We start from the raw sequence: 26125 nt of genomic DNA on the forward strand, positions 1-26125 counted from the left end.
GCTATCCCTCGGACCGGCTCCGCGAACTTCCCGCGGACCGGTCCACCGCCACGGCCCTTTCCGGCACGCCCGCCGCGGGCCGGGCCCCCGCCACGGCCCGGCCCCGCGCGCCCCCCGCGGCCCGGTTCTCGGTCGCCGCCACGAGTTCGGTGGCGACGTCGAGCACGTGCCGTCCCGCGACGACCGGGAGGCACCTTCCGGTGACCGGCCCGATCTCCCTGGCCCACCGTTCCGGTACGGCGATCTCCCCGCGCCCCGCCCCCGCGAGGGCGCCGGCGATCGCCGCGGTGGTGTCGGCGTCCCTGCCGAGATTGGCCGCGGAGACGACGGAGTCCTCGACCTCGCCGGCGCCCATGAGGTAGCCGGCGAAGGCGAGCGCGACCGCCTCGGGAGCGAGGTCGGTCCACGGGTAGTGGCGTACGACGACGGCCTGGTAGAGCCGCTCGACGGATCCCGCGGCGACGGCCGAGACGGCGGCCCGCAGGTTGCGGGAGGTCCAGGAGTCCTCGGGGACGGCGGCGATCCCCGCCTCGACGACGTCGCCGGGCGAGGCGCCGGTCATCGCGACGGCCACGGCCGCCGCCACCGCCTGGCCTCCGTAGACCCCCTCGACACTGTTGCTGACCACGCCGTCCACGGCGACCAGCCGGGCCGCCTCGCCGGGGTCCCCGGTGGCGAAGATGCCGTACGGCGCGGCGCGCATGGCCAGGCCGTCGGACCAGCCGTGCTGGTGCCACATGCCCGACATCGGTGGCTCGAGGCCGCGGCGCAGCGCCTGGACGGCGCCGAGCTCGGAGAAGCCGGCGCCGCGCATCGGGCCGTCGATGTTCGGGATGATCTGCTCGCGGTACTCCCTGGCCACGTCGGCCGGGGTCATCGCCGGGCCGTACCTGCACAGCAGCGACGCGGCGAAGATGGTGTACTCGGTGTCGTCGGTGCCGCCCTTGCCCGGTTCGATCTCTGTTAGCCGGCCATGACGCCGGGCGATCTCCTCAGGAGAGAGGTTCTCGACGGGCCGCCCGAGGGCGTCGCCGGCCGCCAGGCCGAGCAGGCACCCCCGGGCTCGGGTCAGCTTCACCGAGACCTCGGGAGGATGCCCCGGCCTTCGGGCCGGGGACGAATCCGGATCCCGTCAGGGGTGGTCCGGCGGAGCCGGGACAGCCCAGAGTGCGAAGCGCTCATGACGTTCCCGTTTCGCTGAACGATCAGACGGCGGTGCGGCAGGATACGAACATGCGTACGGCTTACCGGGTGCGGGTCTACCCCACCCCCGAGCAGGCTGCGGTGCTGCACCGCACGTTCGGGTGCGTACGCCTGGTGTGGAACCGGGTGCTGGCGTGGCGGCAGGCCCGCTACCACGCCGAAGGCGTGAAGACCTCCTACGCGCAGACCGACCGGTATCTGACCGAGGTGAAACGCGACCCGGAGTTCGCCTTCCTGTTCGAGGTGTCCTCGGTGCCGTTGCAGCAGACGCTGCGGCACCAGTACACGGCGTTTGTGAACTTCTTCGCCGGACGCGCCCGCTATCCGCGTTTCAAGTCCCGGCACGGCAGGCAGTCGGCGACCTACACCCGGTCGGCGTTCCGCTGGCGCGAGGGCCGATTGCACCTGGCCAAGATGGACGCCCCGCTGGAGTTGGTGTGGTCCTGGCCCGGCATCGACCCGGCCACACTGGACCCGTCCATGGTGACCGTCTCCCGCGACCCTGACGGCCGCTGGTACGCCTGCCTGGCGGTCGAGACCGCCGACGAGCCCGAGCAGGCCCCGGCCACCGGTTCGGCGGTCGGCATCGACCTGGGCGTGAACCACTTCGCCGTCCTGTCCACCGGCGAGAAGGTCGCCAACCCGCGCCACCTGGAACGCAAAGCCAAGAACCTGGCCCGCTACCAGCGGCGGATGGCCCGCAAGCAACGCGGCTCGAACAACCGGGTCAAGGCCAGGGCGAAGGTCGCCCGCGCCCACACCAAGGTCCGCGACGCCCGCGCCGACTTCCTGCACAAAACCTCCGCCCGGCTGGCCGTCGAGCACGACCTGATCGTGATCGAAGACCTGAACGTGCGCGGCATGGTCCGCAACCGGTCCCTCGCGCGGGTCATCTCCGACTGCGGGTGGGGCGAGTTCCGCCGCCAACTGCAGTACAAGACCGCGCGGGCCGGCCGGCACCTGATCGTGATCGACCGCTGGTACCCATCCACCAAGACCTGTTCGATGTGCGGGCATCTGCTCACCGAACTCTCGCTCTCCACCCGGACGTGGCAATGCCCGTCCTGCGGCACCCGGCACGACCGGGACATCAACGCCGCCAAGAACATCGTGGCCGCTGGTCGAGCGGTGTCCGCCTGTGGAGCTGATGTAAGACATTCCGGGTCCTCCCGGGTGCGGTCGGCTATGAAGCAGGAAACCCAGCCTGCGAAGGCTGGAATCCCTCGCCTTTAGGCAGGGGGAGGAAGTCAATTGTTGTACCGCTCCAGCACCTTGTTGCCCTCCTCGACGAGCGTCTTGGCCGCCTGGTCGAGGGTGATCTTGTCGGCGAAGTACTGCTGCAGGGTCGGGGTGGCCACCTTGCTCTTCCACTCGTCGAAGCCGTTGACCTTGAGGTACGGCGCGACCACCAGGTTCTTGGCGGAGGCGGTGGCGACGTCCCAGCCGTTCTCCGTGGTGGTCATGGACGGGTCGCTCGCGGCCTTGACGCTGGTCGGCAGCAGCCAGTCACCCTTGGCCAGTTTGGCCTGGTTGGCGCTGTTAAGGAAGAAGGAGATGAACTTCGCCGCCTGGTCGGGGTACTTGCTGTCTGCCGCGACCGACAGGGTCTGGGAGGTGGCGCCCTGCTCCGCGCTGGTGCCCTTCAGCGGCGGGACGGTGATCCACTCGAAGTCCTTCGGAGCCTGCTCGACGACCTGCTGGCGCAGGTAGACGCCGGCCGGGAGCAGCGCGTACTTGCCGGCGTAGAAACCGGGCAACGGGTCGGCGGTGCCCATGCCGAGCGCGGACGGGTCGGCCGACTTGTCCTTGTAGAGCTGGTCGTGGATGCGCCGCATCACCTCCTGCTCCTCGGGCCCGACCTTGACGGTGGCCTTGGTGCCGTCGACCTGGAAGAAGGTGCCGCCGAAGTTCAGCGCCAGGTTGAGCACCTTGTTGACCGGCGACTTCAGCGGCCAGGCCACCCCGAAGGAGCCTTCCTTGGTCAGCTTCTTGCTGATCTCGGCGAACTCGTCCCACGTCCAGGGGTTGTCGGGGGTCGGGATGCGGACCTTGGCGGCGTCGAGGAGCTTCTTGTTGCCGATCAGGACCTGCGACTCCTGCAGGAACGGCACGCCGTACACGCCCTGCCCGCCCTTGCCGTCGCCGAAGGTGACGGTGTCCCAGGCGGGCTTCGGGATGTCCCCGGTGAGCTCGGCGGGCAGCTTCCCGGTGAGGTCGAGCAGGTAGCCGCGCGAGGCGAACCCGGCGAGTGCCGGGGAGTCGTCGTGGATGACGTCCGGCGGGTCGCCGGCCTCGAAGGAGGTGACGAGCTGGTCGTTGACGTTGTCCCAGCTTCCCTGGACGTACTCGACCTTGATGTTGGGGTTGGCCTTGTTCCATTCGTCGACGATCTGCTTGTTCGCGGCGATGGACTCCTTCTGCCAGGCGAGGCTGAGGAACTTCAGGCTCACCGGTCCGTCGGCCTTGTCGCCGCCGGCGCCGCCGCCGCCGGACGAGCAGCCGGCCGTCAGCGCGACGATCGCTGCCGCCGCCACCGCGAGTGCGGTTCTGGTACGCACGAGATTCTCCTATCGGGGGGTGCTATGGCTGTGGCTCCGCCGCGCACGGCTCGGCTCGTTCGCTATTTGTGCGGATGTCCGCGGGTCGGTCATAGGAGGTCTCATCCCTTGACGGCGCCGGCCATGAGGCCGGATCTGAGCCGTCTCTGGATGATCGCGAAGAACACCAGGCTCGGGATCGTGGCGAGCAGCGAGGCCGCCGCGAGCGGGCCGAGGCGCACGACCCCCTCCGCGCCGGTGAACTTGACGAGGGTCAGGGGCAGGGTGGCCACGCCGGGGTCCTTCAGCACGACCAGCGCGAACAGGAACTCGTTCCAGGAGGAGATGAAGGCGAACAGCGCCGTGGCGACCACTCCCGGGGCGAGCAGCGGCGCGACGACCCGCACGATGGCGCGGACGCGTCCCGCGCCGTCGACGGCGGCTGCCTCCTCCAGCTCGCGCGGCACGGCGCGCACGTACCCCTGGAGCATCCACAGCGCGAACGGCAGCACGAAGGTGACGTGCACGATCATGAGCCCGGGCAGCGTGTTCACCAGGTCCAGGCTCCGCAGCACCATGAACAGCGGGATGATGATCAGGATGAACGGGAAGACCTGGCTGACCAGCACCCACCCCACGGCGAGCCGGTTGACCAGCGAGCGGTAGCGGGCCATCGCGTACGCCGCGGGCAGCGCGAGCACGATCGTCAGCGCGGAGGTGGCGACGGCGACGACCAGGCTGCGCAGGGCGCTGCCGACGATGTCCTGCTCGGTGAAGGCGTCGGCGAAGTTGGTGAGCACCGGGTGGCGCGGGATCCACGTCGGGGTGAGGCTCGCCATCTCCTGGGAGGTCTTGAGCGCCGTGGACAGCAGCCAGACCAGCGGGAATGCCAGGAAGACCATGTACGCCACGAGGGCGAGGTACTGCAGTGGCCTGCGCATGTCAGTTCGCCTCCCGCATCTGCCGGCCGATGTAGATGCTCAACAGGGCCAGCACGACGATGACGAAGGCGACGCCGAGCGTGGCGGCGTACCCGAAGAAGCCGTAGCGGAACGCCTCCTCGTAGGCGAAGAGCATCGGCAGCCGGGTCTGGCCTCCGGGGCCGCCCTGGGTGAGCACGTACACCAGCCCGAACTGGTTGATGTTCCAGACGAAGTCCAGCGAGGTGATGGTGACGATGACCGGGCGCAGCTGCGGCAGCGTGATGCTCCAGAAGCGGCGGAAGGTCGAGGCGCCGTCCATGTGGCCGGCCTCGTGCAGTTCCTTGGGCACGTTCTGCAGCCCGGCGAGCAGCACGACGGTCGTCTGCGGCATGCCCGTCCAGATCCCGACGACGATCACCGCGGGCAGGGCGAGGGAGAAGTCGTTGAGCCAGTCGACGTTGTGGTCGAGCAGCCCGGCGTCCTGCAGGACGCTGTTGAGGATGCCCGCGTTCGGGTGGTAGACCAGGCGCCACATCAGGCCGATGACGACCGGCGGCATGGCCCAGGGCACCAGGGCCAGCACCCGCGCGAACGACCGGAACCGCAGGTTCTCGTTGAGCAGCAGGGCCAGGCCGAGCGAGGCCAGGAACTGCAGAACGGTGACCGACACGGCCCAGACGAGGCCGATGCGGAACGACGCCCAGAAGTCGCCGTCGGCGAGCAGGTCGCCGAAGTTCGACAGCCCCACGAACGAGGTCACGGCGTTGCGCCCGGACCTCGCGTCGGTGAAGGCGAGGAAGATGCCGTAGAGCAGCGGGCCGACGCTGAAGACCAGCACCGGCACGAGCGCGGGCAGCATCAGCATGAGCGTCTCGCGCCGCTGCCATCCCCCGCCCCTGCCGCCGCCGCGATGCCCCGCGGCGGGCCTGTGGGTTCTCTCCGCCGTCAGGGTCATGGAGTCTCCTCCCCGATGGTCGAGGCGCGGGTGATGAGCCGGGGCTCGACGGTGACCACGCGCGGGGCCCGCTCGCCCTCGCCGAGCCGGTCGAGCAGCAGTTCGGCGGCGGCCCGGCCGCGTTCGGCCGAACCGAGCGAGACGCTGGTCAGCGGCGGCCAGGCGAGGGTGGCGAGGTCGGTGTCGTCCATGCCGGCCACGGCGACGTCCTGCGGCACCCGCCGCCCTTCGCGCCGCAGGACGTCGAGCGCCCCGAGCGCGATCAGGTCGTTGGCGCACAGCAGGGCGTCGACGTCGGGCACGCGTTCGAGCAGGCGGGCGGTGGCCCGCGCGCCGTCGGCGCGGTAGAAGTCGCCGACCTCGACGAGGTCCGCGTCGTACGGGAGCCCGGCGGCGCGCACCGCCTCGGCGTAGGCGGCCGAGCGGGCGGCGCCGGGGACGGTGTCGAGCGGGCCGTTGACGAAGCCGATGCGGCGGCGGCCGAGCCCGTGGAGGTGCTCGACGGCCAGCCGCACGCCGGCGCGCGAGTCGGCCCGCACGTTGTCGACCGGGGTGCCCTCGGGCACCGAGCCGATGACGACGATGGGCGCGCGGGCGGCGGCGAACATCTTCAGGTGCTCGCCGGTGACGCGCAGCGGGATCATGATGAGCCCGTCGATGTAGCGCTCCCCGAGGCCGCGCAGCACGTCGATCTCGTCGGCGGCGTCGGCGTTGGTGGAGTGCAGGACGAGCCGGTAACCGGCCGCCCTCAGCAGCGGCTGGATCTCGCGGATCATCGCCAGGTACACCGGGTTCCCTATGTCGGCCATGGCGAAGCCGAGCTGGTTGCTGCGCCGCGACTTCAGCGACCTGGCCACCGAGTTGGGCACGTAGCCGAGCTCGCGGGCGGCGCTCATCACGCGGCGCTCGGTCTCGGCCTTGGTGGGCAGGCCGTTGAGGACGCGCGACACCGAGGCGATGGATACGCCGGCGCGCTGGGCGATCGTCGTGATCGTCGGCCCGTCACTCACGTGTCACCTCGGTCCTCGGGAAACGGTAAACGTTTACTGATTGGCCCGGAAAAGCCACTGTAAACGTTTACGGAGTTAGCCCATGTAACCTGCACGACACATGCAACGTCAAGTCACGATCAGGTAAAACGATGCGGAGCGGGGCCCGCGTGCTTCCCTTGCTGCGCCGGCCCCGCAGCTCCTAGCGGAGCCCCTCCTGGAGAGCGCGTTGCCAGACGTCGATGGCGAGCACCGGGCGCATGCCGACGGACAGGTACAGATCGAGCGCCGGGGTGGTATTGCCGGCGTCCACGTGCAGGTAGGTGCCGGCTCTCCCCCGGCGGGCGTCGGCGGAGAAGGCGCGCTTGAGCAGCAACCGGCCGAGCCCCCTCCCGCGGAACTCGGGCAGCACTGACAGGATGCGCACGTACCCGCAGTTCTCGTCGGCGGCGAACATGTTGGACCCGAGCAGCATCGCCGCCGGCCGGCCCTGCGCCTTGGCGAGAAGGAGCTGCGACCAGTCATGGGTGCTGGAGGACTCGAAATCCTCCTTCCACTGGCCGAACTCCTTGGGGACGAACCCGAAGTGCTCGGCGAAACCCACTTGGTGGATCCGGTGGGCGGCCCGCATCAGCTCCTCGGAGTCGGCCGCCGGGTGGACGGTCACCCCGGGAAGGAAGCCCGGGTCCACCTCGGTGTGGTCGATGCGCAGCCGGTGGAAGCTGGTCGTGGGCGCGAAGCCGTACTTGCCGGCCAGCGCCCGCTTGGCGTCGTCCTGCCGGTAGACGGCGACCTCGGCCACCGCCTGCGGCCGGCCGGCCTCCGCGGCGATCTCCCGCGCGCGGCCCAGCACGGTGTCCCACAGCCAGGGGGTCAGCCGCGCGTCCCGGGAGCACACCTCCACCTCCACGGTGCCGGTATCGCCCTTCCGGCAGGCGTACGCGAAACCGACCAGCGGGCCGTCGCCGCCGCGCGGGTGCACCAGCCAGGCGTCGCGGCCGAGGTCAAGGTCGGGTTCGGCTAGGACGTCGGCCACGTCGTCCTCGGTCATGTCCGGGTGGCCCAGCACCTCGGTGTCGCAGGCGGACACCACCCCGTACACCGCCGGCGCGTCGCCGGCCGCCGGCCGCCGGATGTCGTATGCGCTCATGAAGGCGTCGTCGCCCCTCGCGTTCTCGTTCACCCTTTATTTCTAGCCCTGGGCACTTGCGCCGGACTGGGTACCGGCTTGGTTCCCTGAGGCATGATGAGGGTCACGCGACACTCGACACGGAGGCCGGCATGGAACTGCGGGAGTTCTTCGAGCACCTTTCCGGAGCGCGGCGGGTGTACGGGGAGCCGTACGAGAAGGACGGCGTCACCGTGATCCCGGCCCTCTCGGTGCGCGCCGGGGGCGGGTTCGGCAAGGGCGACGTCAAGGACCAGGTGTCCGGCGGCTCGGGCGGGGGCGGGGGCGCGATCGCCCGTCCCCTCGGCGCGTACGTCATCAGGGACGGCAAGGTGTCGTGGGAGCCGGCCGTCGACGTCAACCGCATCGTGCTCGGCGGCCAGATCCTCGTCGGCGTCGTCCTCATCGCCTACGCGCTGAGCGCCCGGCGCCGCCGCTGAGAGGGGTCCGCGCACTGTCGACGTGCGGGTCTAGTGTTGCGTCATGGTCCGCACCCGCCTTTACCGCGACGGTGTCCTGCAGGCCGAGGGCTTCCCCTACGCCGAGGTCTCCGAGTACGTCAAGGATCCCTCGGCCACGGTCTGGTTCGACCTGCTCGCCCCCACCCCCGAGAAGCTCGACCTGATCAGCGAAGAGCTCGGGCTGCACCACCTGGCCGTCGAGGACGTCCTGCACCCGCACCAGCGGCCCAAGCTCGACGTCTACGACAGCCACCTGTTCCTGACGCTGTACGCCGTCAGGCTGGGTGGTGACACCGCCGGACTGCGCCTCACCGAGATCTCGGTGTTCGTGACCAAGAACGCCCTGGTCACCGTGCGGTCGGACGACTCCTGCGACATCGACGCCATCGTGGCGCGCTGGGACGCCAGCCCGGGCATGGCCAAGCACGGCGTGTCCTTCCTCCTGTACGCCCTGCTGGACTACGTGGTGGACGGCCACTTCGACATCGCCCAGGAGCTCGACGACCGGGTGGAGTCCCTGGAGGACGAGCTGTTCACCGACCATCCCGGCAACAACAAGGGGATCCAGCGGCGGATGTTCGACCTGCGCAGGACGGCCGTGCGGTTCCGGCGGGTCGTGCTGCCGATGCGCGAGGTGGTGACCGGCCTCCTGCGCCGCGACCTGGGGGTGGTGGAGCAGGAGATGGCGCCCTACTACCAGGACATCTACGACCACGTGCTGCGGGTGTCGGAGTGGACCGACTCGCTGCGCGACCTGGTGGGCAACGTCTACGAGACCCATCTGAACCTGCAGGGCTACCGGATGAACGACATCATGAAGAAGGTGACGAGCTGGGCGGCGATCATCGCGGTGCCCACCCTGATCACCGGGTTTTACGGGCAGAACATCCCCTTTCCCGGCTTCTCGCGCGCCGAGGGCTTCTGGACGTCCACCCTTCTGATCGTCCTGGTCTCCTGGATCCTCTACGTCGTGTTCCGCAAGAAGGACTGGATCTGAGCCACCACGACCACCGGCCGCCGCGCGGGCGGGGTCACGGCCGGGCGGGGTCACGGCCGGACGTCCTCCTCGACCCAGCCGCCGGAGAGCACGACGTCGAGCAGCAGGGAACCGGCGCCGAGGATGGCGGCGTTCGGGCCCGCGCGCGTGACGTCGATCCGCAGGTCGCGGGTGGCCAGCGGCAGGCACCGCTCGTAGACCGCTCCCCTGATCGCGGCGATGAGCTGCTCGGCCGCCGACAGGCTGCCGCCGATCACGACCGCGTCGGGGTTGAAGAAGTTGACCAGGGCGGTGAGCACGTCGCCGATGAGCCTGCCCGCGCCGCGCACGAGGTTGGTGGCCTGCGGCACGCCGTCGGCGGCCAGGCCGGCGATGCGGGCCGGGTGGTCCACCTCGATGCCCTGCTCGGCGAGGGCCGCCATCAGCGCCGCGCCGCTGGCGTAGGCCTCCAGGCAGTCGGGGTGGCCGCAGGAGCAGATCACCGACCGGTCCGCGCGCACGTGGACGTGGCTGATGTCGCCGGCCGCCCCGCGCCCGCGGTGCAGCCGGCCGCCGGTGATGATGCCGCACCCGATGCCGGTGCCCACCTTGAGCACCATGAGGTTCTCGCAGCCGGGCCAGGCCAGGTACTCGCCGGCGGCCATCAGGTTGGCGTCGTTCTCGACCAGGATCGGGACGCCGAACCGTTCTGCCAGGTGGGCGCCGACGGGGTACTCGCTCCAGCCGGGCATGCGGGACGGCGAGATCACCGTCCCGTCGGCGGGGTCGACCGGCCCGGGGACTCCGATGCCCACCCCGCGCACGGGCAGGCCGCCGCCGCTCGCGGCGACGAGCTCCTCCAGCCGCGTCGCGAGCCAGTCCAGCGTGACGGCGGCGCCGGCCCCTATGTCGCAGGCGTGCTCGACGATGGCGAGCGGCGTGCCGCTGAGGTCGACCAGGCCGAGGCGGGCGTGGTGGCTGCCGAGGTCGGCGATCGCGAGCAGGCCCGCCGCGGGGGCGAGCTTGAGGCGCCGTGGCCGGCGGCCGCCCCTGGACAGCCCGGCGCCCTCCTCCTGGAGCAGGCCGGCGTCGATGAGCTCCTCCACGCGCAGCGACACGCTCGACGGGGCGAGGCCGGAATGCCTGGCGAGCTCGGCGCGAGACTCGGCGTGGCCCAGCGCGACGAGACGGAGTAGCTCCCCTTTGCCTGACACAGGAGATGCATACCACGGCATTACTTAATGCAGCAATTGATTGACTTAGGCCGACATCGACCTCTATCGTCCGTAAAAAATTCGATTCCGAACGAAGTCGGATGGTAAACGATGATCGAGCTGCGCGGGAACACTCCCGCCCTGTCCCGCACGCGCCGCGCGGCGCTGACGGTTGTGACCGCGTTGTCGCTGGCCGGTGTCGCGGCCTGCTCGGGAAGCGGCGGCTCGGCCGCCGTGCCTCCCGGCCCGGCGGGCGACTCCGGTGGTAAGAGCGCCGACGCCTTCGCCTCCGCCCCCGTCGCCGCGGCCTCGGAGATCCCGGCCGGCTCGACGATGGACAAGATCAAGAAGCGCGGCGAGCTCATCGTCGGCGGCTCCCTCGACGCACCGCTGCTCTCCCAGCAGAACCCGGTGACCGGCCAGGTCGAGGGCTTCGACGCCGACCTCGGCAAGCTGCTCGCGAAGTACATCATCGGCGAGCCGAAGGTGAAGATCGTCAACTCGGCGTCGGAGACGCGCGAGGCGCTGCTGTCCAACGGCACGGTCGACGTGGTGTTCCAGACCTACACGATCACGCCCGAGCGCGCCCAGCAGGTCGCCTTCGCCGGGCCGTACTACACCTCCGGTCTGGCCGTGGCGGTGAAGAAGGGCACGACCGGCATCACCAAGCCCGAGGACCTCGACGGCAAGACCGTCATCGCGGGCGCCAACACCCCGGCCATCCCCGCCATCAAGAAGGTCGCCCCGAACGCGAAGATCGTCACCTTCGGCAGCGACCCCGAGTGCGTCCAGGCGCTCAAGCAGGACCGCGGCGTCGCCTACGTCCAGGACCAGTCGCTGCTCGTCGCCGACGGCAAGACCGACCCCGAACTGCAGGTCGTCGGCGAGCCGTTCACGACCGACCCGTACGGCATCGGGCTCAAGCACGGCGACGACCAGATGAAGAAGTTCGTCAACGACTGGCTGAAGAAGATCCAGGACGCCGGCCTGTGGCAGCAGGCGTGGAAGAACTCCATCGGCACGGTCGTGCAGGGCGAGGCTCCCGCGCCGCCCGCCATCGGCTCGGTCCCCGGCTCCTAGGTCACCGCCTTCGATGGACGCCCTGTCCGGCAACCTCCCCGCGCTGTGGGACGGCCTGATCGTCACCCTGCAGCTCACGCTGCTCGCGTTCGCGGGCGCGTCCGTGGCCGGGATCCTCGTCGCCACCGCGCGCGTCAGCCCGGTCCCGGTGCTGCGCGCGGCGGGGACGGTCTACGTGGAGACCCTGCAGAACATCCCGCTGCTGGTGCTGCTGATCCTGGCCGTCTTCGGGCTGCCGGAGATCGGTGTCCAGGCGGGGCTGTTCACGACGGCCGTGGTGGTGATCGCCCTGTACCAGGCCGCCTACATCGCCGAGGCGCTGCGGTCGGGGATCAACTCGGTCCCCGCCGGGCAGGGCGAGGCCGCGCGGGCGCTCGGGCTGGGCTTCACCGGGTCGCTGCGCCACGTGGTGCTCCCCCAGTCGCTCGGCACGGTCGTCCAGCCGCTCGGCAACATCTTCATCATGCTCACGATGAACACCTCCCTGGCGGCGGCGGTCGGCGTGGTCGAGCTGACCGCCGCCGCCAACCGGGTCAACCTCATCGAGGCACAGCCGATCCCGATCTTCGTGGGGGCCGGAGTGGCGTACATGCTGCTGTCGTCGCTGGTCGGATTCGTCACCGGTGTCCTGGAACGCAGGCTGGCGGTGCACCGATGAGCCGTTCCCCTCTCCGTTCACCGGCAGCCCTCTCCCGGCAGGTGCACCGATGAGCGCCACCAGCCGCCTGCTGTTCGACGAGCCGGGGCCGCGCGCCCGGCGGGGCACCCGCGCCGCCACGCTGGTCTCCGCGCTCGTGCTGCTGGCGCTGGCCGCCCTGGCCGTGCGCCAGTTCGCCGCCAACGGGCAGCTCGACGCGGCCCGCTGGCAGCCGTACGCCACCTGGCCGATGTGGCGCTACCTGCTCGGCGGCCTGTGGTCCACCCTCCTCGCGGCCGTGGTCTCCGCCGCCCTGGCCATGGCCGGCGGGCTGCTGCTCGCGCTCGGCCGGGTGTCGCCGCGTCGCCCGGTGCGCTGGGCGGCGGGGACGTACGTCGAGGTCGTCCGGACGATCCCCGCGCTGCTGCTGGTCTACGTGGTGCTGTTCGCCCTGCCGAGGTACGGGCTGGACCTGCCGCTGTTCTGGAAGCTCGTGGTGCCGCTGTCGGTGTCCAACGCGGCGGCGTTCGCCGAGATCTTCCGGGCGGGCATCCTGTCGGTCGAGCGCGGCCAGAGCGAGGCGGGCCTGGCCATCGGGCTGACCCGCGGGCAGACCATGCGCCTGATCGTGCTCCCCCAGGCGGCCCGGCGCGTGCTGCCGTCCATCGTCAGCCAGTCGGTGGGCCTGCTCAAGGACACCTCGCTGGGCTTCGTCGTCAGCTACGCCGAGCTGCTGTACAGCGGCAAGGTCCTGGCGAACTACAACCACCTGCTCATCCAGACCTACATCGTCGTGGCGCTGGTGTATCTGGTGGTGAACGCGTCGCTGTCCAAGCTCGCCCGTACGCTGGAGACCCGCCAGGCCGGCGCCGCCCGCCGCGCCGAGGCCGGCGCCCCGAAGCCCCCCGCCGCCCCGGAAGCCGCCCTCCATGCCTGACGGCGCGGCGCACGACCGCTGACGCCCCGGCTCCCACCCTTAACGCCATCTCAGAAAGGCAACCCGTATGTACGCGCGTCTGGCGGAGGTCATCAGGTCCGGTTTCGTGGAGAGCGTCCACTTCGGCAGCGTCGCCGCCCTCGCGCCCGACGGCAGCCTCGCGCTCACGCGCGGCGCCGTCGACGAGCCAATGCTCCCACGGTCCTCGGCCAAGCCCTTCCAGGCCCTGGCCTGCCTGGAGGCCGGCGCCGCCCTGTACGGCTCGCGCCTGGCGATCGCCGCGGGAAGCCACACGGGCGAGGACTTCCACGTCGCGCTCGTCCGCACGATGCTGGAGGAGGCCGGCCTCGGCCCGGAGGCGCTGCGCTGCCCCGCCGACTGGCCGGAGGACGAGGCCACCCGGCGGGCCATGATCACCGCCGGCGAGGACCGCGCCAGGGTGCGCATGAACTGCTCCGGCAAGCACGCGGCGATGCTGATGGCCTGCGCCGCCGCCGGCTGGGACACCGCGTCGTACCTCACCGCCTCCCACCCTCTGCAGCGGCGGGTGCGGTCGGTCGTCCAGCGGCTGTCCGGGGAGAAGAGCGCGCACACCGCCGTGGACGGCTGCGGCGCCCCGCTGTTCGCGCTCTCCCTGACCGGCCTGGCACGCGCGGTGCGGGCGCTCGCCATCGCCCCCAAGGACACTCCCGAGCGGGCGGTGGCGGACGCCATGCGGTCGTTCCCCGAGTACGTCGGCGGCACCGGGCACCTCAACACCGAGCTGATGCGCGCCCTGCCGGGGAGCGTCGTCAAGGGCGGCGCGGAGGGCGTGCTGGTGGCCGCGACGCCGGAAGGGCACGCGGTGGCCGTCAAGGTCATCGACGGCGGCCCGCGCGCGACCTCCGCGATCGCCCTCGCCACCCTCGCCGCCCTCGGCGCCGACATCACCGGCGCGGAGGCCTTCACCACCGTCCCGGTCCTCGGCGGCGGCCACCCCGTAGGCGAGATCCACCCCACCCTCTGAGCGGGGCCGGCCTGCGCGAGGCGCTCACCTCCGGCTGGGGTGCGCTGACTCTCCGGCGGCGGACGCGGGTGCGTGGGCGAGCACGGGCGAACGGACCTACCACGACGACACCTGGGCCGAGAAGAAGGGCCTGGACCCGGCCCCGTACGCGTCGGCACTGGACACATTCCTCGCCGGCGGCCCCTGGGACTCACCGAAGGCTTAGCCCCATGCCCGCGAAGGCTCGCCGCGTCACCCCCCGTACGGCGGCGCCGCACCACGGCGAGGGCTGTCAGGAGCGTTTGTGGGGGGTGAGGAACTCCAGGCGGTTTCCGTGGCAGTCGGGGGCGTAGAAGCGGCGGTGGCCGGGGAAGGCGTCGTCCCAGGTGATCTCGACGCCGCAGGAGGTCAGCCGCTCGGCGAGGGCGTCCAGGTCGGCGACGAGGATGCCGGGGTGGGCCTTGCGCGCCGGGCGGAAGTCCGGCTCGACGCCCAGATGGATCTCAAGGGCGTCGGCGCGCACCCACAGCCCGCCCCGGGCGGCCAGCTCCGGCGGCTTGTCGACCTCGGTCATGCCGAGCACGCCCACGTAGAACCGCCGGCACACCTCCTCCTCCCCCGGCGGCGACGCGAGCTGCACGTGATGCAGCCCGAGCCCGAAAGGGGACGCCACGGAGGTGGCACTCTCGAAGGAGCCGGCCGGCTTCGGCACAGTAGATCGCCTTTCGTCCGTCACGGCACCTTCCCATGACGTTCGCGCATGATGACCATGCGAATGGTATCGGTCGTCCCTGTCAGATCGATCTCCCGTCTCACATGGCCTAACCGGCGCCTCGCAGGACGAGGAAGGAAGACCGCGGCGCCCTTGGCACGCGCGGGGGCCGGAGTTACAGTCCAGGCATGAGCGAGGCCGACGCCGACCGGGCCGCCACACCCGCCCGTTCGCGCCGGTGAGGCCCGGGATCGGGGTTGCCCCGACGGCCGCGGGCGCCCGTCGTCCGGCGTGCCCGTCGAGATGGCGAGCCGGCCTCGCGCCCACGGGTGAAGCGGAGAGCGTCCACGAAGGAGCCCCATGATCGCCAGTGCGGACAGCCCATTCCGTCGCCGTTCGTCATCCCCGGCGGCCTTCGGGAGCAGGCTGGCCGCCCTCGGCCGCGAGCACCCGGTCGTCTTCGACGAGTTCATGGCCGCGCCGCTGGTGTTGCGCCACGGCGATGTCTCGGCCGCCCTCCGCGACACGGCGACGTTCAGCACCCAGGTGTACGCCATGGGCCCGATGAGCTCGGCCATGATCGCTCTCGACGGGGCGGACCACCACCGCCAGCGCCGCATCCACAATCGTTTCTTCAGCGCGGTCGCGAGCGCCAGGTACGCGAGGACCGTGGCGCCGATCGCCGAGCGCACTTTCGGCGCGCTGGCCGCGAAGAACCAAGCGGACCTCGTCGAGGACGCGGGCGCCCGGTACCCGATGGAGGTGTTCCTCGCCCTGTTGGGCATCCCGGACGAGCTCGGCGACCAGGGGCTGCGGTGGGTGCGCACGATCGTCAGCTGGCTCGGATCGCCGATGAGCGAGGAGCTCGCCGGCCCCGGCGGGCAGGCTTTCGCGGAGCTGAGCGCCTACACCAGGCAACTGGTGGAACGAGAGCGGGAGAGTCCGGGAGACAACCTGCTGGGCGAGGTCGTCCGGGCATACCTGAGCGAGGACGCCTACTCGCCGGAAACGGTCACGGTCGCCGTGGTCGGCCTGTTGCTCGGCGGCTTCGAGACGACCATCCAGATGCTGTCCGCCACCATCGCCTCGTTGCTGCTCAATCCCGAATCGCTCGCGCGTGTCCGCGCGGACCCCGGTCTCATCGACGCCGCCATCGACGAGGCCTTCCGCTGGGCCAACCCGTCGGCCGGGCTGTACCGGTTGGTGCGGCGGGATACGCGGATCGCGGGGATGGACATGGTCGCGGGGAGCATGGTGTATCTATGTGTCGCGGCGGCGCACTTCGACGAGCAGGTCTATCCGGAGGCCGAGCGGTTCGACCTGGAGCGGCGCGGCGGGCACCTCGGGTTCGGCTTCGGACCGCACTACTGCGTAGGCGCGCCGCTCGCCCGCATCGAGGTGCGGGCCGCGCTCACCGCGCTCCTCGCCGCCTGCCCGGCCGTGCGCCTGCACCCTGATTCCCCGCCGAGCTTCTACTACGGCGCGCGGGGCTTCGTGCAACACGGCACGGACGCGCTTCCCGTCCTTCTTGGGACATAGTGCTCTGACCGAGAAGGTTCGCCGGATTGCTCGCCGTACGGCGGCGCCGGATTCGCCGTCCACCATCCCGCCGACCCGACGCCGATGACAAGGCCCCTCTGCGAGCGGGTGGAGAGCAGGAGATTCGGCGGCAGTCCGGCGGCCACGGCGCGTCAGCCCTGCGTGAGGCGTGCTTCCCCGGACGCGGCGCGCCGCCGTCGAGCCCTCTGCCGACAGCACGGCCGCGCGGCCATGCGCGCCGACGAGCTACGACACCCTATGGGCCGCCCCGCCCGGAGCCCAGGTGATGTGGTGGGATGGTCTGCGGGAGGTATGGATATGGAATACGTCAGGCTTGGATCTACCGGGATGAAGGTGTCCCGGGTCTGCCTCGGCATGATGAGTTATGGCGATCCCGCCAGGTGGCAGGATTGGGCGCTCGACGAGGAACACAGCGAGCCGCTCGTGCGCAAGGCCGCCGAGGCGGGCGTGACGTTCTTCGACACGGCCGACGTGTACTCCGCCGGCGCGAGTGAGGAGGTCACGGGGAACCTGCTCCGCAAGATCTTCCCCCGCCGCGAGGACTACGTGCTGGCCACGAAGGTCTTCTTCCCGGTCGGCCAGGCCGTCAACGACGCCGGGCTGTCGCGCAAGCACATCCACGCCGCGATCGACGCCTCGCTGCGGCGCCTGGGCACCGACTACGTGGACCTTTACCAGATCCACCGGTGGGACGACCACACCCCCATCGAGGAGACGATGGAGGCGTTGCACGACCTCGTGAAGGCCGGCAAGGTCCGCTACATCGGCGCCTCCAGCATGTACGCCTGGCAGTTCGCCAAGGCGCAGCACGTCGCCGGGGTCCACGACTGGACCAGGTTCGTGTCGATGCAGAACCACTACAACCTCCTGTACCGCGAGGAGGAGCGCGAGATGATCCCGCTCTGCCGGGACCAGGGGGTCGGCGTGATCCCGTGGAGCCCGCTGGCCCGTGGCCTGCTGGCGCGGGCGGACGCGCCGGGTGAGACGACACGCTCGGGCGTGGACGGCCGCATCGAACAGTTGTACGGCGGGCCCGGCGACGCCGCCGTCCTCGCCCGGGTGGCCGAGACCGCCGCCGAGCGGGGCGTCGCCCCTGCCCAGGTGGCGCTGGCCTGGCTGCTCGCCCAGCCCGGCGTGACCGCTCCGATCGTCGGCGCCACCAAGGAGCGCCACGTGGACGACGCGATCGCGGCGGTGGAGCTGTCGCTCAGCGACAAGGAGCTCGCCTACCTCGCCGAGCCGTACCAGGCGCGCCCCGTCGTCCACTGAGGCCGCGGTTCGGAGATGCGGCCGCTCCCGGGTCCGTCCGCGTAATGGATCGGGAGCGGCCGCTCCCCGAAGCCGGTCTGCCCGTCCCGTGCGCCTGACGAAGTTCGTACAGCCGGGCTCGGGTCCAGGGGTGGCTCGGAACCGGTCATGACGCGCCGACGGACGCGTACCGCTCGATGGGCCCGTGTGGCAAATGCCCCGGGCGCCGCCGGGAGGCCGCCCTGACATGGCGGTAGCTTCCCGGCTTCTCGGCCAGTGATGTCCGTGCGGCGCGAGCGGGCCGCGTTCCGTAAGCTGATCCCCATGGGGCGGGCGAACGATGACGCGGCGGCGGCGCTGGAGGAGTATGCCGATCTGTTCGCGATGACCGGCGGTGACGCCTTCCGGGTGCGCAGCTACCAGAAGGCGGCGAAGGCCATCGCGGGCTTCCCCGAGGACATCTCGCGGGTGAACGTCCGCGAGGTGCCCGGGGTCGGCGAGGCGATCGCCAAGAAGGTGGAGGAGTTCCTCCAGCGGGGGAGCTTCCGCCAGCTCGACGCCCTGCGGCTGGAGGTGCCCGAGGGGGTGCGCCGGCTGACGCGCATCGCCTCCCTCGGCCCGAAGAAGGCCGTCTTCCTGTACCGGGAGCTCGGCATCGACTCCCCCGAGGCGCTGGCCGAGGCGATCGGCGAGGGCCGGCTCGCGGGGCTGCGGGGGTTCGGCGCCAAGAGCGAGGAGAACCTCCTCAAGGGCATCGAGCAGCTCCAGCAGGCCGGCGGGCGGGTGCACATCGGCGTGGCCATGGACCTCGCCGAGCGCGTCATCGCCTCGCTCCCCGCCGAGCGCATCGCCTACGCGGGGTCGCTGCGCCGGATGAAGGAGACGATCGGCGACGTCGACATCCTCGCGGTGGGCCCCGAGACGCTGATGGAGGAGTTCAAGCGGCAGCCGTACGTGACCGAGGTCATCGCGAGCGGCGGCCTGAAAACCTCGGTGCGCACCACGCAGGGCCTGCAGGTGGACCTCCGCGTGGTGCCGGCCGAGTCGTGGGGCGCGGCGATGCAGTACTTCACCGGCTCCAAGGAGCACAACGTGCGGCTGCGCGAGATGTGCGTGAAGCGCGGCTGGAAGCTGTCGGAGTACGGCCTGTTCGAGGGTGAGACGGTGATCGCCTCCAAGACCGAGGAGGAGATCTACGGGGCGCTCGGCATGCAGTGGGTGCCGCCGCCGCTGCGGGGGGACGGCGGCGAGATCGAGGCGGCTCTGCGGGGCGCCCTGCCCGACCTCGTCACGCTTGACGACCTGAAGGGCGACCTGCACACCCACACCGACCTGACCGACGGCATCGCGACGCTCGAGGAGATGGTGGAGGCGGCCTCGCGGCGCGGGTACGCCTACTACGCGGTGACCGACCACGCGCCGAACCTGTTCATGCAGCGGATGACGCTCGAGAAGATGCTGGAGCAGCGTGAGCGGCTCCACCGGCTGCAGGACTCCTATCCGGGTATGCGGCTGCTGCACGGCACCGAGCTGAACATCGCCCCCGACGGCACCGTCGACTGGCCGGCCGAGATCCTCAAGGGCTTCGACGTGTGCGTGGCCTCGGTCCACTCGCACTTCACCCAGTCGCGCGAGGAGATGACCCGCCGGTTCATCGCCGCCTGCGAGAACCCGCATGTGCACATCATCGGCCATCCCACCACTCGCAAGATCGGCAAGCGCCCGCCGGTGGACGCCGACTGGGAGGCCGTCTTCGCCGCGGCGGCGCGCACGGGCACGGCGATGGAGATCGACGCCTATCCCGACCGCGCCGACCTGCCCGCCGACCTGGTGCGGCAGGCGCGTCACCACGGGGTGCGGTTCTCCATCGACAGCGACTCGCACGCCGTGCCGCACATGGAGAACATGCGCTTCGGCGTCGGCGTCGCCCAGCGGGCCTGGCTGACCGGTGAGGACGTCCTCAACGCCTGGCCGCTGGACCGCCTGCTGGCCTTCCTCGACCGGGGCTGAGGGATTCGCCGGGAAGCGCTCCGGGAGTAGACTGGCCATATAAGCGAGTTTGTTGGTAGGAAATAGGTAGAAATTTGACCCGGACGTGGGGGTACCCCATGCATCTCGATCACCGGACCGCTGACACCGCGACCGCCGTGAGCGTGCCGGAGGTCGCGCCTTCACCCATCGTCAAGCCGCTGCCGCCCGATCTGTTCGTGGTCCATGACGGCAACGCCGAGATGCGCTGGGAGTCCATGCGGGGCCAGGGATACCACACCCCGCTGGACCGCTTCTTCGTCCGCAACCACACCGCCACCCCGCTCATCGACGCCCGCACCTGGCGGCTGCGGCTGCACGGGTCCGGGCTGCGCTCCCCCCGCGGCCTGACCTACGAGGACCTGCTGGCCCTCCCCGCGACGACCGTCGACGTGGCCATCGAGTGCGCCGGCAACGGGCGGGCGTTCTTCGATGTCCAGCAGGGCGAGCCCGCCCCCGGCATCCCCTGGCGGCTCGGCGGCATCGGCGTCGCCCGCTGGCGCGGCGTGCCGCTGGCGGCGCTCCTGGACCTGGCCGGGGTGAGCGACGACGCCGTCGACGTCATGCCCCGAGGCCTGGACGACCGCTACGTCGAGGACGGGATCGACCACGGGCACGTCCGGCGCCCGCTTCCCATCGCCAAGGCCCTGTCGGACGTGCTGGTCGCCTACGAGATGAACGGCCGGCCGCTCCCGCCCGACCACGGGTTCCCCGCCCGCCTGGTGGTGCCCGGCTGGAACGGGGTCGCCTGGATCAAGTGGCTCGGCGACATCGAGGTCTCCGCCACTCCCCTGTCATCGCCCTGGAACACCTACTTCTACCGCCTGTTCGGCCCCGGACACCCCGCCGAGGGGTCCCCGGTGACCACCCAGACCATCAAGAGCGCCTTCGAGCTGCCCTGGGGCGCCACGGTCCGCGCCGGGCGGCAGCACATCCTGCACGGCCGGTCGTGGTCGGGCAACGGGCACATCGTGCGGGTGGAGGTCAGCGTGGACGGCGGCGGCACCTGGATCCCGGCCGAGACCCGCGGCCCGCGCCTGGCACGGGCCTGGGCGCCCTGGCACGTGGCGTGGGTGCCGGCCCGGCCGGGGCCGCACGTCCTGATGGCCAGGGCCACCGACGAGACCGGCGCCGTCCAGCCCGCGCGGGCCCGGTACAACACGCTGGGGTATCTCTTCGACGGCGTGGTCGAGCATCCGGTGACGGTGATCCGCTGAGACCGCCGCCGGCGCGGCGGGGCCCGGCCGGGGGTCTTTGGGAGGTGAGGGGGAGGACCCGCGGCCGGGCGGGCTGAGGGGGGAGGCACCTCAGCGCGTCCAGGGGCGCGCCGGCCGGCCCGCCCCTGGAGGCGTTATCAGTGGTAGACCGCCTTCTCGGCGCCGGCGCCCGTGAGCGACCTGACCTCGATCTCGGCGTACTTGGCCGCGTTGTACTCCTTGCTGAGCACCGTCCCGATGTACCCGGCGAGGAACCCGATCGGGATCGAGACCAGACCCGGGTTCTCCAGCGGGAACCAGTGGAAGTCCACGTTCGGGAACAGCGCGGTCGGCGTGCCCGACACCACCGGCGAGAAGATCACCAGCAGCACGGCCGACGCGAGGCCGCCGTAGATCGCCGAGACCGCCCCCGCGGTGTTGAACCGCTTCCAGAACAGGCTGTAGATGATCGCGGGCAGGTTGCCCGAGGCCGCGACCGCGAAGGCCAGGGCCACGAGGAACGCCACGTTGAGGTTCTGCGCGAAGATCCCGAGCACGATCGACACCGCGCCGATCGCGAAGGCGGAGATCCGGGCGACCCTGATCTCCTCCTGCTCGCTGGCGGTGCCCTTCTTGAAGACGTGCGCGTACAGGTCGTGGGCGAAGCTGGAGGAGGACGCCAGCGTCAGGCCCGCGACCACCGCGAGGATCGTCGCGAACGCCACCGCGGCGATGACCGCGAGCAGGATCGTGCCGCCGACGTCGCCGAAGATGAGCTGGCCGACCTTCTCCGCGAGCTGGGGAGCCGCCGTGTTGCCCGCCTTGTTCTGCGCGGCGATGGCCTTGCTGCCGACCAGGGCGGCGGCGCCGAAGCCGAGCACCAGGGTGAGCAGGTAGAACACGCCGATGATGCCGATGCCCCAGATGACCGACTTGCGGGCTTCCTTGGCGGTCGGCACGGTGTAGAAGCGGATCAGGATGTGCGGCAGGCCCGCCGTGCCGAGGACCAGGGCGAGTCCGAGGCTGATCAGGTCGAGCTTGCTGGTCAGGCCCTTGGCCTCGACGCCGTACTTCAGCCCCGGGTTGAGGAACGCGTTGCCCTTGCCGCTCTGCTCGGCGGCGGTGCCGAGCAGGCTCGACAGGTTGAACCCGAAGCGGCCGAGCACGAGCAGGGTCACCAGGGCGGCGCCGGTCATCAGCAGCACGGCCTTGACGATCTGCACCCAGGTGGTGCCCTTCATGCCGCCGACGACCACGTAGACGATCATCAAGATGCCCACGACGACGATCGTGCCGATCTTGCCGGCGTCGGAGGTGATGCCGAAGAGCAGGCCGACCAGCGCGCCCGCGCCCACCATCTGGGCGAGCAGGTAGAAGATGCTGACGATGATCGTCGAGACGCCGGCGGCGGTGCGCACCGGGCGCGGGCTCATCCGGAAGGCGAGCACGTCGGCCATCGTGTACTTGCCGGAGTTGCGCATCAGCTCGGCGACGAGCAGCAGCGCCACCAGCCAGGCGACCAGGAAGCCGATCGAGTAGAGGAACCCGTCGTACCCCGAAAGGGCGATGATGCCGGCGATGCCGAGGAAGGAGGCGGCCGACATGTAGTCGCCGCCGATGGCCATGCCGTTCTGCACGCCGCTGAACGACCGGCCGCCCGCGTAGTAGTCGGTGGCGTCCTTGGTGTGGCGGCTGGCCCAGAACGTGATGCCCAGCGTCGCGGCGACGAAGACGACGAAAAGGGTGATCGACAGCGCGTGGTTACTCATTGGACGTTCCCTCCATCTCGCCGCGCAGCTTGTCCGACAGCGGATCGAGCTTCTTGTCCGCATGCCGGGCGTACGCCCACGCGATCAGGAACGTCGACACGAACTGGAGGAAACCGAAGATCAGCGCCACATTGACGTTGCCGAAGACCTGGGTGCCCATGAACCCACGGGCCCAGCCGGACAGCACCACGTACAGCAGGTACCACACAAGGAACCCGACGGTCACAGGGAACGCCCAGTTACGGTAACGCCGGCGCAGCTCCTGGAACTCGGGGCCGGCCTGCACCCGTTCATATTCCGACGACTCGTCTTGTCGAGTGGTCACAAGACCTCCCACGTTGTGATCTGGATCACGCATACCGTAGAAGGAGGGGCGGCCCGCCCGCAGGAGGTGCGGGCGCCACCGTCGCCAAGCCGCCCCGACCGCTCGCTCACGTGGCGCGCCCCTGCGCCCAAAGGCCCGTTCCCTGCGACGAGTGGTCGGGCGGCGCGGAAGGTCCGCCGCTCAGCTGGAGCGCGGGCGCCAGTCGCCGCGGTTCACGTTGAGCGTCTCGGGCGCGTGCAGCCGCACCATCGTCCGCGCCACCCCGAGCGGGACGCCGCCCGGGGTCAGCAGCGAGACGACGATCATCACGGTGAAGGAGATCGGGACCGTCCAGGCCGCCGGCTGCGCGAGCAGCGCCCCGGTCCAGCCCGTGTACGGGCCGCCGGTGATGACCGCGATCACCGCGACGCTGGCCAGGCCACCGCCGGTGAGCAGGCCGGCCATCGCCCCCGCCGCGCTCAGCCGGCGCCACCAGATGCCGAGCACGAGCAGCGGGCAGAAGGAGGAGGCGGCCACCGCGAAGGCGAGGCCCACCACGTCGGCGACGGCGAGGGACCGGGCCGCCATGGCGAGCGCGAGCGGCACGGTGACGGCCAGCAGCGTGGCCGCCCGGAACGACCGCACTCCCCCGCGCAGGATGTCCTGCCCGATGACGCCCGCCACCGACACCGCGAGCCCGGAGGAGGTGGACAGGAACGCGGCGAAGGCCCCGGCGGTGACCAGCGCGCCGAGCAGCTCGCCCGCCGTGCCGCCGACCAGGCGTCCCGGCAGGGTCAGCACGACGGCGTCCGTACGGCCCGTCATCAGCAGCTCGGGGGTGTAGAGACGGCCGAGGGCGCCGTAGATGGCCGGGAGCAGGTAGAAGGCACCGAGCAGGGTCAGCACCACGAGCGTCGTGCGACGGGCCGCCCGCCCGTCGGGGTTGGTGTAGAACCGCACCAGGACATGCGGGAGCCCCATGGTGCCGAGGAACGTCGCCAGGATGAGCGAGTAGGTGGCGTACAGCGGATGCTCGCGGCCGTGCAGCGGCAGCGCCCACTCGTGGTCGGTCAGCACCGGCAGGCTCTCGATGTGCGGCACCGGGGCCCCGGCGGGGAAGCCGACCGTCGTGTCCGCCGCGATCGTGTGCGGGCCGGGCCGAAGCGTGATCCGCTCCCCGCGTGCCGCCCTGCCGTCCACCTGGCCGCTGACCGTGACCTCGACCGGCCGCTCGACGCGGACGCTCACCTCGGTACTCACCGTCACCGTGACCGGGTCGGTGAAGACCGGCGGCGCGTCGCGCCCGAGCCCCGGCTTGCCGTGCCCGTGCCAGGCGAACAGCAGGAACACCACCGGCAGGGCGAGGGCGGTCAGCTTCAGCCAGTACTGGAACGCCTGGACGAAGGTGATCGAGCGCATCCCGCCGGACAGCACGTTGACCGCGACGACGACGGCCACGAGCAGGCCGCCCACCCAGGCCGGGCCGCCGGTGATCGTGCGCAGGACCAGGCCCGCGCTCTGGAACTGCGGCATGAGGTACAGCCAGCCGATCAGCACGACCAGCACGCTGGCCATCCGCCGCACGGCCATCGATTCCAGCCGGGCCTCGGCGAAGTCCGGCAGCGTGTAGGCGCCCGACCGGCGCAGCGGCGCGGAGACCAGGACGAGCAGCACCAGGTAGCCGCCCGTCCAGCCCACCGGAAGCCACAGCATGTCGGCCCCGTAGGCGAGGATCAGGCCGGCGATGCCGAGGAAGGAGGCCGCCGAGAGGTACTCCCCGCCGATCGCCGAGGCGTTCCACAGCGGTGACACCGACCGCGAGGCGACGTAGAAGTCGGAGGTCGTCCGGGACAGCCGTAGCCCGAAGGCCCCGATGAGGATGGCCGCCACCACGACCACCACCACCGCGGAGACGCCGAGTCCGGCGCTCACCGGCGTTCGACCAGGTCGGCGAAGTGGCGCTCGTTGCGCTCGGCCTGCCGGACGTAGAGCCAGGCTCCGGCGACGAACGCCGGGTAGACGAGCCCCGCGAGCACCACCCAGGGCAGAGGCAGGCCGAGCAGCCGCGTCTCGCGCAGCCCGGGGACCGCGAGGAACAGCAGCGGCAGGCCGCCGATCAGGCACGACAGGACCGTGCAGACGAACAGGGCCAGCCGGAACTGCGTGCGCACCAGCGAGCGCATGTAGACCTCGCCGAGGCGCGTCTGCTCGTCGATCTCCATGGTCGCCGGATAGCGCGGCCTGCGGGCGGCCGTCGTGCGCGGGCTGGTGACGACCTGCCGCCGCGGCCGTTCCGGGGCCTTCGGCGCCGTCCGGCGCCGTCCGCCGTCCGTGGCCTCGCCGCGCGCGGCCCGCTCCCACCAGGCGGACCCGGGGAGGTCCTTGTCCCGCCCGGCCCGCTCGCCGCGGGCGGCTCCGGAGGGATCCTTGTCGGGGGTCACTCCGCGCGGCCCTTCCTGGCGCGGCGGACGAGCAGGTCGCGCAGCTCCCGGGTGTGGCGGCGGCTGACGGGGATCTCGGTGTCGCCGATGCGGACGGTGCAGCGGCCGGAGTCGATGTGCAGCTCGTCGATGTGCTTGACGGCGACCAGGTGGCTGCGGTGCACGCGGATGAACCCGGCAGCGGCCCAGCGCTCCTCGAGCGCGGCGAGCGGGATGCGGACCAGGTGGCTGCCGGTGGCGGTGTGCAGGCGGGCGTAGTCGCCCTGCGCCTCGACGTAGCGGACGTCGGAGCTGGCGACGAACCGCGTCACCCCCGCCAGCTCCACCGGGATCGTCTCGCCGTCCGGCGCGGGGCGGCCGGTCTCGTCCGGCGCCGGTCCGCCGGGGATGCTCGCGCAGACCCTGCGGATCGCCTCGGCCAGCCGCTCGGGCCGCACCGGCTTCAGCAGGTAGTCCTCGGCCTTGATCTCGAAGGCGTCCACCGCGTGCTCTTCGTAGGCGGTGACGAACACGACGCGGGGCGGCCGGGCGAACTGGGCGAGCAGGCGGCCGAGCACGACGCCGTCGAGGCCGCGCATCCGGATGTCGAGGAAGACCGCCTCGACCGGCTTGCCGTCGGCCATGGCGCGGTCGAGCATCTTCAGCGCCGACGCGCCGTCGCGTGCCATGGCCACCTCGCCGATGCGGGGATCGGCCCGCAGCAGGTACGCGAGGTCCTCCAGCGCCGGCTGCTCGTCGTCCACGGCCAGCACGCGCAGGCCGGTCACGTCAGTGCCGTTCGCCCCGGTGGCGTGAGCACCGG

24 protein-coding genes are annotated in these 26125 nt (G+C 71.2%); 11 read left to right on the forward strand and 13 right to left on the reverse strand.

From position 1 onward, the window contains the following. Position 1: 1 nt before the first annotated feature. The gene (locus tag MYF83_RS22935; RefSeq protein ID WP_248962679.1) at positions 2-1078 is read right to left on the reverse strand and encodes an ADP-ribosylglycohydrolase family protein; all 1077 of its coding nucleotides are present in this window, start codon (positions 1076-1078) and stop codon (positions 2-4) included. Between the two features lie 155 nt (positions 1079-1233). Here MYF83_RS22935 and MYF83_RS22940 point away from each other — a divergent pair, with 155 nt between their 5' ends. Then, a complete protein-coding gene (locus MYF83_RS22940; protein ID WP_248962680.1) occupies positions 1234-2436 on the forward strand; it encodes an RNA-guided endonuclease InsQ/TnpB family protein in 1203 nt (400 codons plus the stop codon). 14 nt (positions 2437-2450) lie between these two features. Here MYF83_RS22940 and MYF83_RS22945 read toward each other — a convergent pair whose 3' ends face one another. The 5 genes from MYF83_RS22945 to MYF83_RS22965 all read right to left on the reverse strand — a co-directional run bounded on the left by MYF83_RS22945 (position 2451) and on the right by MYF83_RS22965 (position 7790). Next, positions 2451-3761 carry an ABC transporter substrate-binding protein gene (locus tag MYF83_RS22945; RefSeq protein ID WP_248962681.1) on the reverse strand — a complete coding sequence of 437 codons (1311 nt, stop codon included), beginning with the start codon at positions 3759-3761 and terminating at the stop codon, positions 2451-2453. A gap of 101 nt (positions 3762-3862) precedes the next feature. Beyond that, a complete protein-coding gene (locus MYF83_RS22950) occupies positions 3863-4681 on the reverse strand; it encodes a carbohydrate ABC transporter permease (RefSeq protein ID WP_248962682.1) in 819 nt (272 codons plus the stop codon). A gap of 1 nt (position 4682) precedes the next feature. Then, complete coding sequence (locus MYF83_RS22955; protein ID WP_248962683.1) at positions 4683-5618, reverse strand: carbohydrate ABC transporter permease; 936 nt, start codon at positions 5616-5618, stop codon at positions 4683-4685. Further along, positions 5615-6628: a LacI family DNA-binding transcriptional regulator gene (locus tag MYF83_RS22960; protein WP_248962684.1), complete on the reverse strand. Its 1014-nt coding sequence runs from the start codon at positions 6626-6628 to the stop codon at positions 5615-5617. The genes MYF83_RS22955 and MYF83_RS22960 overlap by 4 nt, the downstream gene beginning before the upstream one ends. 181 nt (positions 6629-6809) lie before the next feature. Beyond that, on the reverse strand, positions 6810-7790 hold the full coding sequence (locus MYF83_RS22965; protein ID WP_248962685.1) for a GNAT family N-acetyltransferase: 981 nt from the start codon (positions 7788-7790) through the stop codon (positions 6810-6812). Positions 7791-7888: 98 nt separating this feature from the next. Between MYF83_RS22965 and MYF83_RS22970 the strand changes: the two genes are divergently transcribed. Further along, on the forward strand, positions 7889-8215 hold the full coding sequence (locus MYF83_RS22970; protein ID WP_248962686.1) for a spore germination protein GerW family protein: 327 nt from the start codon (positions 7889-7891) through the stop codon (positions 8213-8215). A gap of 43 nt (positions 8216-8258) precedes the next feature. Then, entirely contained in the window at positions 8259-9233 is a 975-nt protein-coding gene (locus MYF83_RS22975; protein ID WP_248962687.1) for a magnesium transporter CorA family protein, read from the forward strand. 50 nt (positions 9234-9283) lie between these two features. Here the strand turns inward: MYF83_RS22975 and MYF83_RS22980 are convergent, their stop codons facing one another. After that, positions 9284-10426 (reverse strand): ROK family transcriptional regulator, encoded by a 1143-nt coding sequence (locus tag MYF83_RS22980; protein WP_248962688.1) that lies wholly within the window; start codon positions 10424-10426, stop codon positions 9284-9286. 111 nt (positions 10427-10537) lie between these two features. Between MYF83_RS22980 and MYF83_RS22985 the strand changes: the two genes are divergently transcribed. From MYF83_RS22985 to MYF83_RS23000, 4 genes are all read left to right on the forward strand, one after another. Beyond that, positions 10538-11506 carry a glutamate ABC transporter substrate-binding protein gene (locus MYF83_RS22985; RefSeq protein ID WP_248962689.1) on the forward strand — a complete coding sequence of 323 codons (969 nt, stop codon included), beginning with the start codon at positions 10538-10540 and terminating at the stop codon, positions 11504-11506. 13 nt (positions 11507-11519) lie between these two features. Then, positions 11520-12164: an amino acid ABC transporter permease gene (locus MYF83_RS22990; RefSeq protein ID WP_248962690.1), complete on the forward strand. Its 645-nt coding sequence runs from the start codon at positions 11520-11522 to the stop codon at positions 12162-12164. Positions 12165-12213: 49 nt separating this feature from the next. Further along, the gene (locus MYF83_RS22995; RefSeq protein ID WP_248962691.1) at positions 12214-13080 is read left to right on the forward strand and encodes an amino acid ABC transporter permease; all 867 of its coding nucleotides are present in this window, start codon (positions 12214-12216) and stop codon (positions 13078-13080) included. A gap of 67 nt (positions 13081-13147) precedes the next feature. Then, entirely contained in the window at positions 13148-14086 is a 939-nt protein-coding gene (locus MYF83_RS23000; protein ID WP_248962692.1) for an asparaginase, read from the forward strand. A gap of 271 nt (positions 14087-14357) precedes the next feature. Here the strand turns inward: MYF83_RS23000 and MYF83_RS23005 are convergent, their stop codons facing one another. After that, complete coding sequence (locus MYF83_RS23005) at positions 14358-14777, reverse strand: VOC family protein (RefSeq protein WP_248962693.1); 420 nt, start codon at positions 14775-14777, stop codon at positions 14358-14360. A gap of 360 nt (positions 14778-15137) precedes the next feature. Here MYF83_RS23005 and MYF83_RS23010 point away from each other — a divergent pair, with 360 nt between their 5' ends. From MYF83_RS23010 to MYF83_RS23025, 4 genes are all read left to right on the forward strand, one after another. Further along, the gene (locus MYF83_RS23010; protein WP_248962694.1) at positions 15138-16316 is read left to right on the forward strand and encodes a cytochrome P450; all 1179 of its coding nucleotides are present in this window, start codon (positions 15138-15140) and stop codon (positions 16314-16316) included. A 318-nt stretch (positions 16317-16634) separates the two neighbouring features. Further along, on the forward strand, positions 16635-17606 hold the full coding sequence (locus MYF83_RS23015) for an aldo/keto reductase (RefSeq protein ID WP_248962695.1): 972 nt from the start codon (positions 16635-16637) through the stop codon (positions 17604-17606). Between the two features lie 303 nt (positions 17607-17909). Beyond that, positions 17910-19595: a DNA polymerase/3'-5' exonuclease PolX gene (gene polX / locus MYF83_RS23020; RefSeq protein ID WP_248962696.1), complete on the forward strand. Its 1686-nt coding sequence runs from the start codon at positions 17910-17912 to the stop codon at positions 19593-19595. Positions 19596-19693: 98 nt separating this feature from the next. Then, positions 19694-20830, forward strand: a complete 1137-nt coding sequence (locus MYF83_RS23025) for a sulfite oxidase (protein ID WP_248962697.1) — start codon at positions 19694-19696, stop codon at positions 20828-20830. Positions 20831-20967: 137 nt separating this feature from the next. On the opposite strand, the gene MYF83_RS23030 is transcribed toward MYF83_RS23025, so the two are convergent. The 5 genes from MYF83_RS23030 to MYF83_RS23050 all read right to left on the reverse strand — a co-directional run bounded on the left by MYF83_RS23030 (position 20968) and on the right by MYF83_RS23050 (position 26090). After that, on the reverse strand, positions 20968-22578 hold the full coding sequence (locus MYF83_RS23030; protein WP_248962698.1) for a monocarboxylic acid transporter: 1611 nt from the start codon (positions 22576-22578) through the stop codon (positions 20968-20970). After that, entirely contained in the window at positions 22571-22903 is a 333-nt protein-coding gene (locus MYF83_RS23035; protein ID WP_248962699.1) for a DUF485 domain-containing protein, read from the reverse strand. The genes MYF83_RS23030 and MYF83_RS23035 overlap by 8 nt, the downstream gene beginning before the upstream one ends. 180 nt (positions 22904-23083) lie before the next feature. Further along, complete coding sequence (locus MYF83_RS23040) at positions 23084-24814, reverse strand: sodium/solute symporter (RefSeq protein ID WP_248962700.1); 1731 nt, start codon at positions 24812-24814, stop codon at positions 23084-23086. After that, complete coding sequence (locus MYF83_RS23045) at positions 24811-25323, reverse strand: hypothetical protein (protein ID WP_248962701.1); 513 nt, start codon at positions 25321-25323, stop codon at positions 24811-24813. The genes MYF83_RS23040 and MYF83_RS23045 overlap by 4 nt, the downstream gene beginning before the upstream one ends. Next, positions 25320-26090 carry a LytR/AlgR family response regulator transcription factor gene (locus MYF83_RS23050; RefSeq protein ID WP_248962702.1) on the reverse strand — a complete coding sequence of 257 codons (771 nt, stop codon included), beginning with the start codon at positions 26088-26090 and terminating at the stop codon, positions 25320-25322. Before MYF83_RS23050 ends, MYF83_RS23045 begins: the two co-directional genes overlap by 4 nt. Positions 26091-26125 lie beyond the last annotated feature (35 nt).

It is taken from the genome of Sphaerisporangium perillae, assembly GCF_023276435.1.
Classification (GTDB): domain Bacteria; phylum Actinomycetota; class Actinomycetes; order Streptosporangiales; family Streptosporangiaceae; genus Sphaerisporangium; species Sphaerisporangium perillae.

Excerpts from the sequence above, each read along its gene's own strand:
- MYF83_RS22985 (WP_248962689.1), top strand. The coding sequence starts at position 10,538 with ATGATCGAGCTGCGCGGGAACACTCCCGCCCTGTCCCGCACGCGCCGC.
- MYF83_RS23015 (WP_248962695.1), top strand. The coding sequence starts at position 16,635 with ATGGAATACGTCAGGCTTGGATCTACCGGGATGAAGGTGTCCCGGGTC.
- MYF83_RS22975 (WP_248962687.1), top strand. The coding sequence starts at position 8,259 with ATGGTCCGCACCCGCCTTTACCGCGACGGTGTCCTGCAGGCCGAGGGC.
- MYF83_RS22995 (WP_248962691.1), top strand. The coding sequence starts at position 12,214 with ATGAGCGCCACCAGCCGCCTGCTGTTCGACGAGCCGGGGCCGCGCGCC.
- MYF83_RS22970 (WP_248962686.1), top strand. The coding sequence starts at position 7,889 with ATGGAACTGCGGGAGTTCTTCGAGCACCTTTCCGGAGCGCGGCGGGTG.
- MYF83_RS22990 (WP_248962690.1), top strand. The coding sequence starts at position 11,520 with ATGGACGCCCTGTCCGGCAACCTCCCCGCGCTGTGGGACGGCCTGATC.
- polX (WP_248962696.1), top strand. The coding sequence starts at position 17,910 with ATGGGGCGGGCGAACGATGACGCGGCGGCGGCGCTGGAGGAGTATGCC.
- MYF83_RS22955 (WP_248962683.1), bottom strand. The coding sequence starts at position 5,618 with ATGACCCTGACGGCGGAGAGAACCCACAGGCCCGCCGCGGGGCATCGC.
- MYF83_RS23000 (WP_248962692.1), top strand. The coding sequence starts at position 13,148 with ATGTACGCGCGTCTGGCGGAGGTCATCAGGTCCGGTTTCGTGGAGAGC.
- MYF83_RS22940 (WP_248962680.1), top strand. The coding sequence starts at position 1,234 with ATGCGTACGGCTTACCGGGTGCGGGTCTACCCCACCCCCGAGCAGGCT.
- MYF83_RS23025 (WP_248962697.1), top strand. The coding sequence starts at position 19,694 with ATGCATCTCGATCACCGGACCGCTGACACCGCGACCGCCGTGAGCGTG.
- MYF83_RS23010 (WP_248962694.1), top strand. The coding sequence starts at position 15,138 with ATGATCGCCAGTGCGGACAGCCCATTCCGTCGCCGTTCGTCATCCCCG.
- MYF83_RS22950 (WP_248962682.1), bottom strand. The coding sequence starts at position 4,681 with ATGCGCAGGCCACTGCAGTACCTCGCCCTCGTGGCGTACATGGTCTTC.
- MYF83_RS23030 (WP_248962698.1), bottom strand. The coding sequence starts at position 22,578 with ATGAGTAACCACGCGCTGTCGATCACCCTTTTCGTCGTCTTCGTCGCC.